The 15,769-nt window shown below is 64.7% G+C and carries 13 protein-coding genes; 4 read left to right on the top strand and 9 right to left on the bottom strand.

The features are described 5' to 3' along the window. Window positions 1–43 precede the first annotated feature (43 nt). Window positions 44–1,309, top strand: a complete 1,266-nt coding sequence (gene purD / locus AFIC_RS13905; protein ID WP_275246814.1) for a phosphoribosylamine--glycine ligase — start codon at window positions 44–46, stop codon at window positions 1,307–1,309. Then, window positions 1,309–1,755, top strand: coding sequence for a GNAT family N-acetyltransferase (locus AFIC_RS13900; protein WP_275246813.1), 447 nt, complete (start codon window positions 1,309–1,311; stop codon window positions 1,753–1,755). The genes purD and AFIC_RS13900 overlap by 1 nt, the downstream gene beginning before the upstream one ends. A 12-nt stretch (window positions 1,756–1,767) precedes the next feature. Here AFIC_RS13900 and AFIC_RS13895 read toward each other — a convergent pair whose 3' ends face one another. Then, window positions 1,768–2,214, bottom strand: coding sequence for a nucleoside deaminase (locus AFIC_RS13895; protein ID WP_275246812.1), 447 nt, complete (start codon window positions 2,212–2,214; stop codon window positions 1,768–1,770). A 139-nt stretch (window positions 2,215–2,353) separates the two neighbouring features. Between AFIC_RS13895 and AFIC_RS13890 the strand changes: the two genes are divergently transcribed. Both AFIC_RS13890 and rsmD read left to right on the top strand, forming a co-directional pair. After that, window positions 2,354–4,408 (top strand): pseudouridine synthase, encoded by a 2,055-nt coding sequence (locus tag AFIC_RS13890; RefSeq protein WP_275246811.1) that lies wholly within the window; start codon window positions 2,354–2,356, stop codon window positions 4,406–4,408. 2 nt (window positions 4,409–4,410) lie between these two features. Next, a complete protein-coding gene (gene rsmD / locus AFIC_RS13885; protein ID WP_275246810.1) occupies window positions 4,411–4,965 on the top strand; it encodes a 16S rRNA (guanine(966)-N(2))-methyltransferase RsmD in 555 nt (184 codons plus the stop codon). Window positions 4,966–4,967: 2 nt separating this feature from the next. Here rsmD and mutL read toward each other — a convergent pair whose 3' ends face one another. From mutL to AFIC_RS13845, 8 genes are all read right to left on the bottom strand, one after another. Continuing rightward, entirely contained in the window at window positions 4,968–6,764 is a 1,797-nt protein-coding gene (gene mutL / locus AFIC_RS13880; RefSeq protein ID WP_275246809.1) for a DNA mismatch repair endonuclease MutL, read from the bottom strand. Between the two features lie 78 nt (window positions 6,765–6,842). Then, window positions 6,843–7,259, bottom strand: a complete 417-nt coding sequence (gene arfB / locus AFIC_RS13875) for an alternative ribosome rescue aminoacyl-tRNA hydrolase ArfB (RefSeq protein WP_275246808.1) — start codon at window positions 7,257–7,259, stop codon at window positions 6,843–6,845. A 34-nt stretch (window positions 7,260–7,293) separates the two neighbouring features. Beyond that, the gene (locus AFIC_RS13870; protein ID WP_275246807.1) at window positions 7,294–8,646 is read right to left on the bottom strand and encodes a M16 family metallopeptidase; all 1,353 of its coding nucleotides are present in this window, start codon (window positions 8,644–8,646) and stop codon (window positions 7,294–7,296) included. Further along, window positions 8,643–10,040, bottom strand: a complete 1,398-nt coding sequence (locus AFIC_RS13865) for a M16 family metallopeptidase (RefSeq protein ID WP_275246806.1) — start codon at window positions 10,038–10,040, stop codon at window positions 8,643–8,645. Before AFIC_RS13865 ends, AFIC_RS13870 begins: the two co-directional genes overlap by 4 nt. A 133-nt stretch (window positions 10,041–10,173) precedes the next feature. Next, entirely contained in the window at window positions 10,174–10,914 is a 741-nt protein-coding gene (locus AFIC_RS13860; protein ID WP_275246805.1) for a hypothetical protein, read from the bottom strand. A gap of 81 nt (window positions 10,915–10,995) precedes the next feature. Then, window positions 10,996–11,496 (bottom strand): signal peptidase II, encoded by a 501-nt coding sequence (gene lspA, locus AFIC_RS13855; RefSeq protein WP_275246804.1) that lies wholly within the window; start codon window positions 11,494–11,496, stop codon window positions 10,996–10,998. A gap of 160 nt (window positions 11,497–11,656) precedes the next feature. Continuing rightward, window positions 11,657–14,665 carry an isoleucine--tRNA ligase gene (ileS, locus tag AFIC_RS13850; RefSeq protein ID WP_275246803.1) on the bottom strand — a complete coding sequence of 1,003 codons (3,009 nt, stop codon included), beginning with the start codon at window positions 14,663–14,665 and terminating at the stop codon, window positions 11,657–11,659. 83 nt (window positions 14,666–14,748) lie between these two features. After that, window positions 14,749–15,738, bottom strand: coding sequence for a bifunctional riboflavin kinase/FAD synthetase (locus AFIC_RS13845; protein ID WP_275246802.1), 990 nt, complete (start codon window positions 15,736–15,738; stop codon window positions 14,749–14,751). Window positions 15,739–15,769 lie beyond the last annotated feature (31 nt).

Genomic DNA, 15,769 nt, shown 5'->3' with positions numbered 1-15,769 from the left:
AGTCTGTTTTTCCACTCGATAAACCGCGGTTCGACCTTCTCCCATGAATATCCTCTTGATCGGCTCCGGCGGGCGCGAGCATGCGCTGGCCTGGAAAATAGCGGCCTCGGCGGAGCTGGCGAAATTGTGGTGCGCGCCGGGCAACGCCGGGATCGCGCGCGAGGCCAAATGCATCGCGCTGGATGTCGCCGATCATGCGGCGGTGATCGCATTCTGCAAGGCCAACAAGGTCGATCTGGTCGTCGTCGGGCCGGAGGCGCCGCTCGCGGCCGGGATCGTCGACGATCTGGCGGCGGCGGGCATCAAGGCGTTCGGTCCCTCCAGGGCGGCGTCGCAACTCGAGAGTTCCAAGGGTTTCACCAAGGATCTGTGCAAGGCGAACGATATTCCGACCGCCGCCTATGAGCGCTTCAGGGATGCCGCCGCGGCGAAAGCCTATGTCCGCGAGAAGGGAGCGCCCATCGTTGTGAAGGCGGACGGGCTCGCGGCGGGCAAGGGCGTCGTCGTGGCGATGACGCTTGCCGAAGCGGACGCCGCGCTCGATGCGCTGTTCTCGTCGGCGGGCGCGGAAGCCGTCGTCGAGGAATTCATGCAAGGCGAGGAAGCCTCGTTCTTCGTGCTGTGCGACGGCGAACACGCGCTGCCGCTCGCGACCGCGCAGGACCACAAGCGCGCTTATGATGGCGACAAGGGACCGAACACCGGCGGCATGGGTGCCTATTCGCCCGCGCCGGTGATGACGGACGCGATGATCGCGCGCACCATGGACGAGATCATCCGCCCGACATTGCGCGCGATGAAGGACAAGGGCATGCCCTACAAGGGCGTGCTGTTCGCGGGATTGATGATCACGCCCCATGGGCCGAAGCTGATCGAATACAACGTCCGTTTCGGCGATCCGGAAACGCAGGTGCTGATGATGCGGATGATGTCCGATCTGGTGCCGGCGTTGATGGCGGCGGTCGATGGCGAACTTCAGCATTTCGATCTGCGCTGGTATCCGGAATCGGCTCTGACCGTGGTGATGGCGGCGAAGGGCTATCCGGGCGATTATGCGAAGGGTTCGGTCATCGCGGGCCTCGATGAGGCCGCAAGGACCGAGGGCGTGGAGATATTCCACGCCGGAACAAAGGCCGACGGCGCGCGCATCCTTGCCAATGGCGGGCGCGTGCTTAACGTGACGGCCATCGGCGAGAGTGTCGGGCAGGCGCAGCGCCGCGCCTATCAGGCAATCGACAGGATTCAATGGCCGGAAGGATTCTGCCGCCGTGACATCGGCTGGCAGGCAATCAAGCGGGAGCAGGGGTAATGCCGTTACGTAAAGCCAGACGCGATGAGGTCCCGCGGATTCTTCAATTGCTGCTGGACGACGATCTGGCGCACGGCCGGGAGGACATGTCCAAGGGACTGGCACCCTACGAGGCGGCGTTCGATGCGATCGCTGCGGACCACAATAATGTTCTTTATGTCTGGGACGAGAACGGCTTCGCGGTCGGTTGCGTGCAACTCACCTTCCTGCCCGGCCTGTCGTATCAGGGCGCGTGGATCGCACAGGCGGAGGGCGTGCGCGTCGATCGCGCGCTACGCGGCCAGCGCATCGGCGAGAAGATGATGCAGGCGATCATGGGCATCGCGCGCGAGCGCGGCTGCCGCTCCCTGCAACTCAAGAGCGACAAGCGCCGCACCGCCGCGCATCGATTCTACGAGCGCATCGGCCTGCGGATGTCGCACGAGGCGATGACTGTGGATCTGTGAGGAGAGCAGTGCTCAGCGCCGTGCCTTGAAGAAATTCCGCAGCAGCGCCGCCGCCTGTTCTTCTCCGACAGCCGGATAGACATCCGGCACGTGATGGCATGTCTTGGAGCCGAAGAACCGCACGCCGCTGTCGATCGCGCCGCCTTTCGGATCGAGCGCGCCGTAATAGAGCCGCCTGATACGGGCATGCGAGATCGCGCCCGCGCACATCGTGCAGGGCTCCAGCGTCACGTAGAGATCGCAATCGGTCAGCCGTTCGCGGCCGAGCTTTTTCGCGGCCTCTCGCAGCGCGACCATTTCGGCATGCGCGGTCGGATCGCGGTCGGTCAGGGTCCGGTTACCCGCCTGCGCCACCACCGTGCCGTCATGGACCACGACGCAGCCGATCGGCACTTCGCCGCTCAAAGCCGCGATTTCGGCCTGTTTCAGGGCCAAATCCATGAAACTTTGTGCCGTCATCCCTCGTGTCCCGCGCTGAAGTCTGTTATGAGAGCGCCCTCAATCCACCGGTTTTGGCGACGGGCGGCCCTGACGAGGGGAACGCCGCCGTTCGGACCCGGCTTTCCGCGCCCGGCGCGCCCCTCAAGCGAGACCTTACATGCCCCGCGACAACGATAAAAACAACAGAAGCGGCTCCGGCTCGCGCGGCCGTCCCCCGGGACGTGGCCGCGACGGGGAGAGCAAGGGCAGGGGTCGCTTTGGCGACGAGCGGCCCGCGCGCTCATCCGCGCCTCGCGGCGAGCGGAAGTTCAGTGACAAGAAGTTCGGCGACAAAAAACCGGGCGGGCGCAGCTTCGGTGAGAAGCGGCCTTATGCGGCCAAAGGCGAGGGTTTCCGCAAGGACGGCGACCGCCCGCGTCCGCGTTTTGACCGGGATGATCGTCCCGCGCGTGGCGAGAGGAGCGAAGGCCGCTCGTTCAAGCCGCGCGAAGACCGCGGGGATCGTCCGGCCCGTGGTCCGCGCAAGGAGTTTGGTCCGCGCAAGGAATTCGGCGCAGGTAATCGCGGCGAAGGGCGTTCGTTCAAGCCGCGCGAAGACCGTGCGCCGCGTGGCGAGCGCAGCGATGCGCGCCCCAGCCGCTCCGGTGGATACGGCGACAAGAAATTCGGTGACAAGAAGTTCGGTGAGAAGCGGTCGTACACCCCGCGCGGCGAAGGTTTCCGCAATGACGGCCCGCGCGGTGAATCGCGCCCCGCGCGCTTCAGTCGCGATGATCGCCCGCAGCGTGACGAACGCCCGCGTTTCAACCGTGATGAGCGGGGACCGTCTCGCGGCCCGCGCAAGGATTTCGGCGATCGCAACGATCGCAGCAACGAGAAGCCGTGGGAGAAGCGCGCGCCGCGTCGCGACGATCGCGGAGCAAGTGACCGCCCGCGTTTTTCGCGCTCGCGTGAGGATCGCCCGGAAGGCGGCGAGCGGTTCGAGCGTAAGCGCGAGGGGTTTGGCCGCCCGCGCTTCGAGCGTGACGGCGAGGACCGCGCCCCCCGCCGCAACGCCTGGCAGGAGCATCCGCGCAACGAAGGTGGCGAGCGCCCGCGCCGCGACAACGAGGACGATTCGAAAATCTTCGCCAAGCGTCCGGCGTTCGGCGGCCGTGGCGCCTATCGCGAGCGGCCTGCGGAGTCGGACAAGCGCGCGCCGCGCGCCAAGCCGAACAAGGACAAGACCGGCGAGCGCATCGCCAAGGCCGTCGCGCGCGCGGGACTGTGCTCGCGGCGCGATGCGGAGGAATGGATCACGCAGGGGCGCGTCGCCGTCAACGGCCGCGTCATCAATTCGCCCGCGCTCGATGTGACGGTGCGCGATGTCATCACCATCGACGGCAAGCCGTTGCCGGAGCGCGAACGCACGCGGCTGTTCCTCTATCACAAGCCGCGCGGGCTGATGACGACGCATGACGATCCCGAAGGCCGCCCCACTGTGTTCGATCATCTGCCGGAAGGCTTGCCGCGCCTGATCTCGATCGGCCGTCTGGACTTCAACACCGAAGGTCTGCTGTTGCTGACCAATGATGGCGGCCTGTCGCGCGCGCTCGAGCATCCCGACACCGGCTGGCTGCGGCGCTATCGCGTTCGCGCCCATGGCGAGGTGACGCAGGCGCAGCTTGATGAACTGAAGAACGGCGTCGAGGTCGATGGCGTCAAATACGGTTCGATCGATGCGACGCTGGAACGCGATCAGGGCGCCAACGTCTGGGTGACGTTCGCGATCCGCGAGGGCAAGAACCGCGAGGTGCGCAACGTGATGGCGCATCTCGGGCTCGAGGTGAATCGCCTGATCCGCGTGTCCTATGGCCCGTTCCAACTCGGTGAAATTCCGGAAGGGCAGGTCGAGGAGATCAAGAGCCGGGTGCTGCGCGAACAGCTTGGCGACAAGATCGTGGCCCTGTCGGGCGCGCAGTTCGACAAGCCCGCGCGCGAGGATGAAGGCCCGAAGGTGGGCCGCGACGGCACGCCGCTGCGCAGCAAGGCCGACAACAAGAAGATCAAGCGCTCCAAGATCGAGGACCGCAAGGGCCGCACCGTGGTGGTCCAGCGCACCGGCAGCGACGAGAAGCGCGCGCGCAACGAGGCCGAAGCCAACGGTTATGGCCCGCCGCGCAAGGCCAAACGCGGTTATCACGGCAAGCGCGATCTGAAGCCGAAGGACTAAGGATGCGCGTCGTCGGCGGGCGGCTCCGGGGCCGCAACATCGCAGCGCCTGCGTCGAAAGATATCCGGCCCACGCAGGACCGCCTGCGCGAGTCGGTGTTCAACATCCTGATGCACGCTTACGAGAACCCCGCCGTGGATGCGCGGGTGCTGGACCTGTTCGCGGGCACCGGTGCGCTCGGCATCGAGGCGGTGTCGCGTGGTGCGGCGTTCGCGCTGTTCATCGATAACGGCGCGGAGGCGCGCGCGCTGTTGCGCAATAATGTCGAGGCGCTGGGCCTCGGCGGCGTGACCAAGGTCTATCGCCGCGATGCCACGCAACTGGGCCCCGCGCATCCGATGGAGCCGTTTACGCTGGCGTTTCTCGATCCGCCTTACGGCAAGGGTCTTGCGGAAAAGGCGCTGGTTTCATTGCGGGATGGCCAATGGCTCGTGCCGGGCGCGCTGCTCGTGGTCGAGGAAGCCGTGTCGGCCGCGCTCAAGGCGCCGGAAGGTTTCGAGGAACTCGAACGCCGCGCCTATCACGAGACAGAGTTCGTGTTTCTGCGGGCGGTGTAACCTCAGCGCCGTCCGAACAGTTTTTCGATGTCGGCGAGCTTCAATTCCACATAGGTCGGGCGGCCATGATTGCATTGGCCGGAATTCGGCGTCGCTTCCATCTCGCGCAGGAGCGCATTCATCTCCTCCACTTTCAGGATGCGTCCAGACCGCACTGAGCCGTGACAGGCCATGGTGGCGGCGACATGCATCAGTCGTCTTTCAAGAGGAAGCGCCTCGTCCCATTCCGCCATGTGCTCGGCCAAGTCGCGCAGCAGCGAGGTGGCGTTGGCCTTGCCGAGCAGCGACGGCGTTTCGCGCACCGCGACCGCGCCGGGGCCGAAGGATTCGATGGCAAGGCCGTATTTCTCCAGTTCATCCGCGCGCGCGAGAAGTTTCTCCACCATCGCCTCGTCCATCTCGACGATCTCTGGGATCAGCAGCATCTGGCGCTGCACGCCGTTCTTCTCCAGCGACGCCTTGAGCCGCTCGTAGACGATGCGCTCGTGCGCGGCGTGTTGGTCGACCAGCACGAGGCCATCATTGGTCTGCGCCACGATGTAATTCTCGTGCAACTGCGTGCGCGCCGCGCCGAGCGGCTGGCTGACGGCTTCGGTGAGCGGCGCGTCATGCCCGCGCGCGTCCGCGCTTGGGGCATAAGCGTCGAAAGCAGTCTGCGGCGCTTCGGCAAACGTCATCTCAGACGCACGGGAAGCAAACGGCGCGGCAGGCGAAGATCGCCAGTCGTAGCCGCCGCGCGGCAAGTCCTCGCGGCGGAAGGCCGTGGTGATGGCCGCGCCGTTGGTATTGGCGGCGGTGCGGCGGCCTTCGCGCGCGAGGCCGTCTTTCAGCGCGTGCACGATCAGCGCGCGAACAAGACCTGCGTTGCGAAAGCGCACCTCGGTCTTGGCCGGATGGACGTTGGCGTCGACCTCCTGCGGATCGAGCGTGACGAACAGCGCCACGATCGGGTGGCGGTCGCGCGGCAGATAATCGGAATAGGCGGCACGCACCGCGCCGAGAATGAGCTTGTCGCGCACCGGGCGGCCGTTGACGAACAGATATTGTCCGAGCGCGTTGGCGCGGGTCAGCGAAGGCGCGGCAGCGAAGCCCTCGACGGCGACGCCTTCGCGTTCCGCGCGCACCTCAATGGCGTGGGTTCGGAAATCGCTACCAAGAATATCGCCAAGCCGTGTCAGCCGCCCCGGGGCACCAGGCAATGCCGCCGCCCAAGTGACGGGTGCGCGTTCCTCGCCCGCGAGCGTGAAGGCGATATCCGGCCGCGCCATCGCGAGACGCCTCACGACTTCGCGGATCGCTTCGGCTTCGGTGCGGTCTGTTTTCAGAAATTTCAACCGCGCGGGCGTGGCATAGAACAGGTCGTTGACCTCGACGCGGGTGCCGTGGGCGAGCGCGGCGGGCGCGATGCCGGATTTCGTGCCTGCATCGACTTCGAGCGCCCATGCGTGTGGTTCGCTGGCGTGGCGCGTGGTGATCGCGAGCTTTGCGACCGAGCCGATCGAAGGCAGCGCCTCGCCGCGAAAGCCCAGCGTACGGATACGCAACAGGTCCTCGTCGTCGAGCTTGGAGGTGGCGTGGCGTTCCACCGCGAGCATGAGGTCGCCGCGCGTCATGCCGCCGCCGTCGTCGGTGATGGCGATGCGCCGCCGTCCGCCGCCTTCGGTGAAGATGTCGATATGGGTGCCGCCGGCATCGATGGCGTTCTCGACAAGCTCCTTCACCGCGCTCGCGGGCCGCTCCACCACTTCGCCGGCGGCGATGCGGTTGACGATCTGTTCGGGTAATTGACGGACGGGCATGGCGCGGATTTTACGGAGGTTTTGTCCAAATAGGGAGGCCGCCTTTGCGCTTGCGCACAAGGTTGGGTGTCGATTTTCCTAGTCGTCGAATCGCGCGCTGCGTCCGGCCTTGATGTCGGAGCGGCGCTTCTTGCCGTCAAGGCGGCGTTTTTTCGAGCCGAGCGTCGGCCGGGTGGGGCGTCGCGGCTTCGGCCGCACGGCGGCCTCGCGCAGCAGGATGACAAGGCGCTCGATGGCATCGGCGCGGTTGCGCTCCTGAGTGCGGAAACGCTGGGCATGCAGCACCAGCACGCCGTCCTTGGTCATGCGCTGGCCCGCGAGGGTTTGCAGCCGCGCCAGCGTGTCGGCGGCGAGATTGAGGCGACCGACATCGAAGCGCAATTGCGCCGCGGTCGAGAGCTTGTTGACATTCTGTCCGCCCGGACCGGAGGCCCGGACGAACGAAATGTCGATGTAGCTCTCGTCAACAATGATATCGCGCGTGACCCGGATCATGGGTCACAGATAGCACAGCCGAAACGGAAACGGCCTAGTTCTTGATCGGTTTGGGCGTGGAGGCTTCCGCGGGCGGCCGGCCGACGCTTACCGTCAGAAGCTGATGGCTCCAGATTTTCTTGGCAACGCGTTTGGCGTCATCCAGCGTCACCGCATCGATGATGGCCGGGCGGCGGTCGAGATAATCGATGCCGAGCTTGTCGAGCTGGTATTGCAGCAGCGCGCCCGCGAACTTGGTGGAGGAATCCAGCGCCACCAGTTGCGATCCCTTGAGGTAGGATTTGGCCTCGTCCAGCTCCCGCTGGGTCGGGCCTTCGTCGGCGATGCGCTTCAGCTCGGCGGAGATCCGGTCGACCGTCTCGTTGGCCCGGTCAGCGCGGGTGGCCGTGCTGCCGAGGAAGATCGAGGTCTTGTCCATCCACCACAGCGAGGTGGAGACCGAATAGACGAGGCCGCGCTTTTCGCGAACCTCATGATAAAGCCGCGACGACAGCGAGCCGCCGCCGATGATGTGGTTGACGATATAGGCCGCCATGAAGTCGGGATCGTCGCGCTTGATCGATGGCTCGCCGAACAGGATGTTGGTCTGCGGCACGTCGAGAGGCACGAAAATCCTGCCGTCGCCGGTGGCAAGGGTCGCGTCCGGCACGGGGGCCAGATCGCCCTTTGCCGGGAGCGTGCCGAAGGTTGCGTCGAGCAGCTTGCCGAGCGCATCGGCGTCGATATCGCCGACCACGGCGACACTCAGCCCGTCCCGCGCGAATACCTTCTTGCGATAGGCGCGCAGATCGTCGGCGCCGATGGCCGGGATGCTGGCCAGCGTGCCGCGCGGGGCATGCGCGTAAGGATGGTTCGGGAATCCGGCGGCAAAGAACTTGTTGCTCGCGATCGAACCGGGCGTGACCGATTCACGGCGCAGGATCGACATGGTCTGCGCGCGGACGCGCTCCAGCGGCTCGGCGTCGAAACGCGGAGCGGTGAGGGCGAGGCGCAGCAGGTCGAACGCCTCGTCGCGGTTGTCCTTCAGCATCCGCAGCGAACCGCGAATGTAATCGCGCGTCACGGTGAAGTTCATCTGGATCGCGTGGCGCTCCAGCCGTTCGTGATAGGCATTGGAATCGAGATCGCCGGCGCCCTCGTCGAGATTGTCGGCCATCAACTGGGCGACACCGGGTTTGTCGGTGGGGTCCTGCGCGCTGCCGCCGCGAAAGGCGAACTGCATGGCCACCAGCGGCACGGTCGCATCCTGCACCAGCCAGGCTTCGATGCCGCCGGGCGAGACCACGCGCTGGATTTTAGCGGCGGCCATCGCGGGCGCATGGCCGAAGCCAAGGAGTGCCGCGCCGAGTGCGGCCGTCCGGACGATGTGTTTCAAGGCGATTCTCACGAGCGTTTCTCCTCGCGCGAAGGCGTTTCCTTGATGAGATAGCCCGTCGCGGAGCGCTTTTTGTCGAGCCACTTCTTCGCGGCATCGCTGACCTGCGCCGCCGTGACCGCGCGGATGCGATCCGGCCAGCTTTGAATGTCCGCCACGGTGAGGCCGACGGTGATGGCTGCGCCGTACCAGCGCGCCATCGTGCTCTGGCTGTCGCGGGCGTAGACCGATTCCGCGATCAACTGGGTCTTGGCGCTCTCGAGGTCTTCGGCGGGTACCGGGTTTCGCGCGATCTTGTCGATCACCTTGTCGATCGATTGCTCGATCTGGTCGAAGGTGATGCCGGGCTTCGGCGAAGCGGCGATGCCGAACTGAGTGGGGTCGATTGCCGTGCCTTGATACCAGGCGCTGGCGCTCACCGCGATTTTCTGGTCCACCGCGAGAGTGCGGAACAGATAGGCGTTAATGCCGCCACCCATCAGTTGCGCGAGCACTTCCAGCGCCTCGCTCTCACCTGCGGCTGCCGTGACCGCCGACGGTACGAGATAAAGCCTGCGCAGATTAGGTTGCTCGGCGCGCGGATCGGCCAGCGTCACCGTGCGCGGACCCGCCGGCGGCGGCTCCTGCGGGCGGATGCGTTTGGCGGGGATCGACGGTTGTGACGCGACCTTGCCGTAGGTCGCCTCGACCATGGGCCGCAGGTCCTCCGCCGTGATGTCGCCCGCGACCACGAGCGTCGCATTGTTGGGGGCGTAATGGCGGCGGTAGAAGTCGAGCGCTTCCTCGCGGTCGAGCTTTTCGATCTCGGCGTGCCAGCCGATCACCGGGCGGCCGTAGGGGTGATTAAGATAGAGCGCCGCCATCACCTGTTCTGTCAGCCGGGCGTCAGGGCTGTTGGCGACGCGCATATTGTATTCTTCCAGCACGACGTCGCGCTCGGGCAGGACGTTTTCGTCCTTGAGGATCAGCCCGGTCATGCGGTCGGATTCGAAATCCATCATCAGCGCGAGCTTGTCGCGCGGCACGCTCTGGTAGTAGCCGGTGTAATCATACGAGGTGAAGGCGTTCTCGCTGCCGCCGACGCGCACCACGCTCTGCGAGAATTCTCCGGCGGGATGCTTCGCGGTGCCCTTGAACATCAGGTGTTCGAGAAAATGCGCGAGGCCTGATTTGCCCGCCGTCTCGTCGGCCGAGCCGACCTTGTACCAGACCATCTGGGTGACGGTCGGCGTGCGATGGTCGGGAATGACCACGACCTGAAGGCCGTTGGCGATGGTGAACGTCGAGGGCTGGTTCGAGGCAGGCGCGGTATCCGCGAAAGCAGGCCACGGTGAGGTCAGGGCGGTCGCGGTCAGCGCGATGCCGCACAATGCCTCGCGCCGGGAAATGATTTTGAGATCGCGCATGATCCGATATCGACTCCGAAACAATACGAAGAACAACCCTGACTGGGCCGTCCAGATGGCGGGATCATGGCGCGTGGCGCAAGCTTACGATAAATCAATGTGCGGATCTGACCGCAGGCCCGCAGAAGCTACTTTAATTGCGCTTGTCGAAGATCGGATTGTATTCGGTCTTGGTCTTGCTTTCCATCGAACCCGCGCCATAGGCATAATTCGGCGACGGGGTTTGATAGCCGGCCGGCGGCTGGCTCAGTTCGCTGCGCTCGGGCTCCTTGACGAACTTCGCGGTTTCTCCCTTACCGCCGCCAAACAGGTCCGACATCATGCTGTTCTTGAAGCCGAGTTGCGACGGGCTCAACAGATTGTAATTGGAGTTGTCCATTCCCGGACGGTCGTCCGTGAGGGCGGTCGAGCTTTTCTTGGACGATGGCCGCTTGGCGAGTTCGCTCGGCATCAGAGGCCGCTTGGCTTGATCCCAGTCCGGGCCGGGCTGATTGCTGGCTGCGATGGCTTCCTTGCGGGCCTGCACGTCGGGATCCTTGGGCCAGTTCGCGGCCGTCGGTGTCTTCGACGATGCCGGCGGCGGCAGGTCGAGCTTGGAAGGGATCACCAGGGGGGAGCGTTCGCGGTACACGATGCCCTTGTTGTTGTCTTCCATGGACTGGCCACCGAGACCGCGCAGCAGGCCGTCGATCATCTTGTGTTCGAAGCTCATTTCCGGCTGCTGCTCTTCATCGTCCTGGGCGTAAGCGGCGCTGGCGGCAATGGCGAGCGTCAGCGCGCAGGCGATGCCGGTGACCCGGAACAGGCGCGTCAGCGCGGCCTTGGAGAGGGCGGGCTTGGCGGCGAAGGTGTCATCGGAGCGCAAGGAAATCATCGTGATCCGTCCAGCTTTCGACAGGAAATGTGGCGATAGCACAGTCACTTAAGCGTCACCGGCCGCTGCCTGTATCGCCATTTATCGGGGCGTTTTTGCGGCGGCTGGGGCGATGAGCGAGTCATATAGCAGGGCGGCGACACCGGCAACAATGGCCGCATCGGCAAGGTTAAATACATACCAGCTATAGGTTTTTCCCGCGATCGCGATGTGGAACAGGGCGAAGTCCACGACCGCGCCGTAGGCGATGCGGTCGATGGCGTTGCCGATCGCGCCGCCGATGATGAGGCCGAGGCCGATCACCGCGAGACGGGTCTGCGAGCGTGCCATCCAGATCGCCAGCAGCACAATGGCAACCGCCTTGCCGGCCATCAGCAGGGTCTGGCCCGTCGCGCCCATGTCCTGAAGCCAGCCATAGCTGATGCCGGTGTTCCAGGCGAGCACGAGGTCGAAGAACGATGTCACTTGCACCATGCCGCGGCGGCCGATGTCGAATACATGCAGCAGCCACAGCTTGGAGGCCTGATCGGCGATCAGCGTGGCGACGGCAGCGATGATACCGGAGCGCAGCAGGGGCGACATCGGCTAGTGTCCCGAATCCGAAGTTCGCCTCATATTACAGCGCCTTCCGTAGCGAACTTCGGATTCGAAAGGACACTGGCAATCTATAATTCCAGTGTGGTTTCAGAAGTTCGCTTGCAGGACTCGCTGAGGACACGAAGCGAACTTCTGAACCACCACACTAGGCAGTCCCTCCCAGCGCCTTCCATTCGCGCAGCGCCCGCGCATCGCGCGGCGTGACATCGGGGTATTCAGGATCGTCGCCGACGGTCGGGAGAATTTTCCACGAGCGCGCGCATTTCTTGCCCGCGGCCTTCTCGACCACGACCGCGACACCCGGAACATCGTTGAGTGTGAACGCACCGGCGGGCGGGGTCTCGTTGGTCACCATCGCGTTGGAGGTGATGCATACTTCCGCGAGATCGACATCGGCGAGAATGCCCAAGAGCGCCATGTCCGACACATAAACCAGCGGCGAGGCTTCCAGCGAGGAGCCGATGCGCTTGGCCGCGCGCTCGACTTCGAGCGCGCCGGTGACGACGCGGCGCACGTCGCGGATCGCATCCCATTTTTGCGCCAGCATATCATCGCGCCATGCCGCAGGCACGCTCTGGAACGGCTCCAGGTGCACGGACTGCGCATCGGGATAGCGCGACAGCCAGGCTTCTTCCGCCGTGAAGGACAGGATCGGCGCGAGCCATGTGACGATGCTGCGGAACAGGGTGTCGATCACCGTGAGCGAGGCCTTGCGCGCCACCGACGACGGCGGGTCGCAGTACAGCGTGTCCTTGCGGATGTCGAAATAGAACGCCGACAGCTCGGTGTTCATGAAATGCGACAATGCGGCGATCACCGTCTTGTAGTCGAACTCGGTATAGGCCTGGCGCACGATGGCGTCGATCTGGGAGAGCCGATGCAGCATCAGTTGCTCAAGCTCGGGCATGTCGTCAGCCTTGATGCGGTCCGTATCGCGGAAGTGCGCGAGGCTTCCCAGCATCCAGCGGATGGTGTTGCGCAGCTTGCGGTAGGTCTCAATGGTGCCTTTGAGGATTTCAGGCCCGATCCGCAGATCGTCGGAATAATCCGACTGCGCGACCCACAGGCGCAGGATGTCCGCGCCGGATTGCTTGATGACGTCCTGCGGCGCGGTGGTGTTGCCGAGCGACTTCGACATCTTGCGGCCGTGCTCGTCGAGCGTGAAGCCGTGGGTGAGAACGATATCATAGGGGGCGCGGTCGCGCGTGCCGCAGCTTTCCAGCAGCGAGGAGTGAAACCAGCCGCGATGCTGGTCGCTGCCCTCGAGATACATCACGGTGTCGTTGCCGCCATCGTCCTTGCGCCTGATGCCGGCGAGGCCGGGGAAATGCACCGGGTCTTCCAGCACGAACGCATGCGTCGAGCCGGAATCGAACCAGACGTCGAGAATGTCGTCGACCTTCTTCCAGTCTTCGCTGGCATGGTTGCCGAGAAAACGTTCGCGCGCGCCCTCGGCGTACCACGCATCGGCGCCCTCTCTCTCGAAAGCCTCGGCGATGCGGGTGTTGACGGCCTCATCCCGCAGCGGTTCGACCGAGCCGTCGCCCTTCTCGCGCACGAACACGGTGATCGGCACGCCCCAGGCGCGCTGGCGCGACACCACCCAGTCCGGGCGGCCCTCGATCATGCCAGTGATGCGGTTCTCACCTTGTGCGGGAACCCATTGCGTATCCTTGATTGCTTCGAGTGCTCGATGCCTGAGCGTGTCGCCAGTGCCCATCATTTGAGCCATGAAGGCTTTTGCATCGGCTCGGTTGGCCACGTCTGTGATCGGCTTGTCCATCGCGATGAACCATTGCGGCGTGTTGCGATAGATCACCGGCTTCTTCGAGCGCCAGGAATGCGGATACTGATGCTTGAGACGGCCGCGCGCCAAAAGCGCGCCGCGCTCGATCAGCGCCTTGATGACGGCGTCGTTGGCGTCGCCCTTCTCGCCCTTGTCGGTTAGCACGCGCTTGCCGGTGAAGCCCGGGGCCTGCGCGGTCAGCGCGCTGTCGGCATCGACGGTATACGGGATGACCGAGGAGATGCCGCGCGCCTCAAGGTCGCGCGCGTTCGCCATCCAGATGTCGAAGTCCTCGCGGCCATGGCTCGGGGCGGTGTGGACGAAGCCGGTGCCGGTGTCGTCGGTGACATGATCGCCGTCGAGCAGCGGCACGGTGAATTCGTAACCGCCTTCCAGTCCCTTGAACGGATGGCTGCATTCGAGCGCGTCGAGAATGCCGCTGTCGATATCCGAGGTGCGCTCATAAGAGGTGACGCGCGCCTGCTTGAACACGTCCTCCGCGAGCTTGTCGGCGAGGATCAGAAGATCGCCGGTCTTCGCCCAGTTGTCGGCGGGCGCGTCGGTGACCTTGTAGAGGCCATAGGCGACCTTGGAGGAGAACGAGATCGCGCGGTTGCCCGGCAGCGTCCACGGCGTCGTGGTCCAGATCACCACCGAGGCATTGGCGAGACGGCCGAACGCGGCCTTCACCGGAAACTTCACCCACACCGTATCGGAGATGTGGTCCTCGTATTCGACCTCCGCTTCCGCGAGCGCGGTCTTCTCCACCACGCTCCACATCACCGGCTTGGAGCCGCGATAGAGGAGGCCGTTGGCGGCGAATTTCATGATCTCGCGCGCGATCTGCGCTTCGGCGGCGAAGTTCATGGTGGTGTAGGGATGCGCCCAGTCGCCGATCACGCCGAGACGCTTGAATTCCTCGCGCTGGATGTCGACCCATTTCTGCGCGAATGCCCGGCACTCCTTGCGGAATTCGTTGATCGGAACCGCGTCCTTGTTCTTACCCTTGGCGCGGTAGCCTTCCTCGATCTTCCATTCGATCGGCAGGCCATGGCAGTCCCAGCCCGGCACGTAATTGGAATCGAAGCCAAGCATCTGCTGGCTCTTGGTCACGAGGTCCTTGAGGATCTTGTTGAGCGCGTGGCCGATATGGATGTTGCCGTTGGCGTAGGGCGGGCCGTCATGCAGCACGAATTTCAGGCGGCCCTTGGATTGCTCGCGCAGCCGCTCGTACAGGCCGATCTCGTTCCAGCGCGCCAGCAGGTCCGGCTCGCGCTGCGGCAGGCCCGCGCGCATCGGGAAGTCCGTCTGCGGCAGATAGAGGGTTTTGGAATAATCGGGGGCGTCGGATTTGGGCTTCTCGGTCATGCCGGGGTGAATAGCGCGTTTTGGGGAGAAGGGGAAAGCCGTTTACCGCGGCCCGGAGCCATTTTCTGCCCGGAATGACGACACTACTCGTCCACCTCGCCCAGCGTTGGGAACGCCCTCGGGGCGGCCTCCAGAACGGCGCGGGCGCGCAGGCTGTCATCGTCCATCTGCCGGATCAGGGCCGTGATATTGTCGAACTTCATCTCGTCGCGCAGATATTCGATGAAGGCGACGTCGAGGGTCTGGCCGTAGAGGTCGGCGTTGAAGTCGAACAGGAAAACCTCGAGCAGAGGCGGGCCGTTGTCGAAGGTCGGCCGCCGTCCGTAGCTCGCGACGCCGCCGAGGCGCTGCGGGTCGGCGCCGCCGCCGAGACCGACACGCACCGCATAGATGCCGTGCCTGAGATCGACATGCGGATCGAGCCGGATGTTGGCGGTGGGATAGCCAAGCTCGCGGCCGCGCTTCTCGCCATGGATCACGGTGCCGCTGACGAACCACGGCCCGCCGAGCATGGCGGTGGCGTCACGGATACGCCCTTCCTTGAGCGCGGCGCGAATGGCGCTGGAGGAAATCGGCAACCCCGACAGATCAACATGCGATTGAATATGGACCTTGAAGCCGAGGCGCTCGCCCTGTTCGGCCAGGGTCGCAGGCGAACCGCTGCGGCCCTTGCCGAAATGAAAGTCGTCGCCGACGGAGATTCCCGACACGCCGAGCCGCTCGACGAGTTCTTGGTTAATGAAATCCTGTGCGCTGGTGGCGGCGCGGGCGGCGTTGAAATCGAGCACCACCGCGCCGTCGAGCCCGGTGCCTGCCAGCAGGCGCAGCTTGGCCTGTTCGTTGGTGAGGCGGAAATGCGCGGCGGCCGGATTGAAGAAGCTGCGCGGATGCGGCTCGAAACTTAATGCAAAAGCCTTCTGCCCGGCGCTTTTCGCGATTTTCTGAGCCGCCGCGATCACGGTGCGGTGTCCCAGATGAACGCCGTCGAAATTGCCGAGCGCGATGACCGCGCCGCGCGGAATGCCGGCGGGCGGAGTGGTGTCGCGGATGATTTGAAACGGATTTTTTATCATAACGCCAGGTGAGAACGGGATGCTGGAAGTG

Source organism: [Pseudomonas] carboxydohydrogena (assembly GCF_029030725.1).
GTDB lineage: Bacteria > Pseudomonadota > Alphaproteobacteria > Rhizobiales > Xanthobacteraceae > Afipia > Afipia carboxydohydrogena.
Note: the sequence above shows the minus strand (reverse complement) of the source record. Positions and strands in the feature narration are given on the sequence as shown.

Coding starts and splice junctions, on each gene's coding strand:
- purD (WP_275246814.1), top strand. CDS start 44: ATGAATATCCTCTTGATCGGCTCCGGCGGGCGCGAGCATGCGCTGGCC.
- AFIC_RS13900 (WP_275246813.1), top strand. CDS start 1,309: ATGCCGTTACGTAAAGCCAGACGCGATGAGGTCCCGCGGATTCTTCAA.
- AFIC_RS13895 (WP_275246812.1), bottom strand. CDS start 2,214: ATGACGGCACAAAGTTTCATGGATTTGGCCCTGAAACAGGCCGAAATC.
- AFIC_RS13890 (WP_275246811.1), top strand. CDS start 2,354: ATGCCCCGCGACAACGATAAAAACAACAGAAGCGGCTCCGGCTCGCGC.
- rsmD (WP_275246810.1), top strand. CDS start 4,411: ATGCGCGTCGTCGGCGGGCGGCTCCGGGGCCGCAACATCGCAGCGCCT.
- mutL (WP_275246809.1), bottom strand. CDS start 6,764: ATGCCCGTCCGTCAATTACCCGAACAGATCGTCAACCGCATCGCCGCC.
- arfB (WP_275246808.1), bottom strand. CDS start 7,259: ATGATCCGGGTCACGCGCGATATCATTGTTGACGAGAGCTACATCGAC.
- AFIC_RS13865 (WP_275246806.1), bottom strand. CDS start 10,040: ATGCGCGATCTCAAAATCATTTCCCGGCGCGAGGCATTGTGCGGCATC.
- AFIC_RS13860 (WP_275246805.1), bottom strand. CDS start 10,914: ATGATTTCCTTGCGCTCCGATGACACCTTCGCCGCCAAGCCCGCCCTC.
- lspA (WP_275246804.1), bottom strand. CDS start 11,496: ATGTCGCCCCTGCTGCGCTCCGGTATCATCGCTGCCGTCGCCACGCTG.
- ileS (WP_275246803.1), bottom strand. CDS start 14,665: ATGACCGAGAAGCCCAAATCCGACGCCCCCGATTATTCCAAAACCCTC.
- AFIC_RS13845 (WP_275246802.1), bottom strand. CDS start 15,738: ATGATAAAAAATCCGTTTCAAATCATCCGCGACACCACTCCGCCCGCC.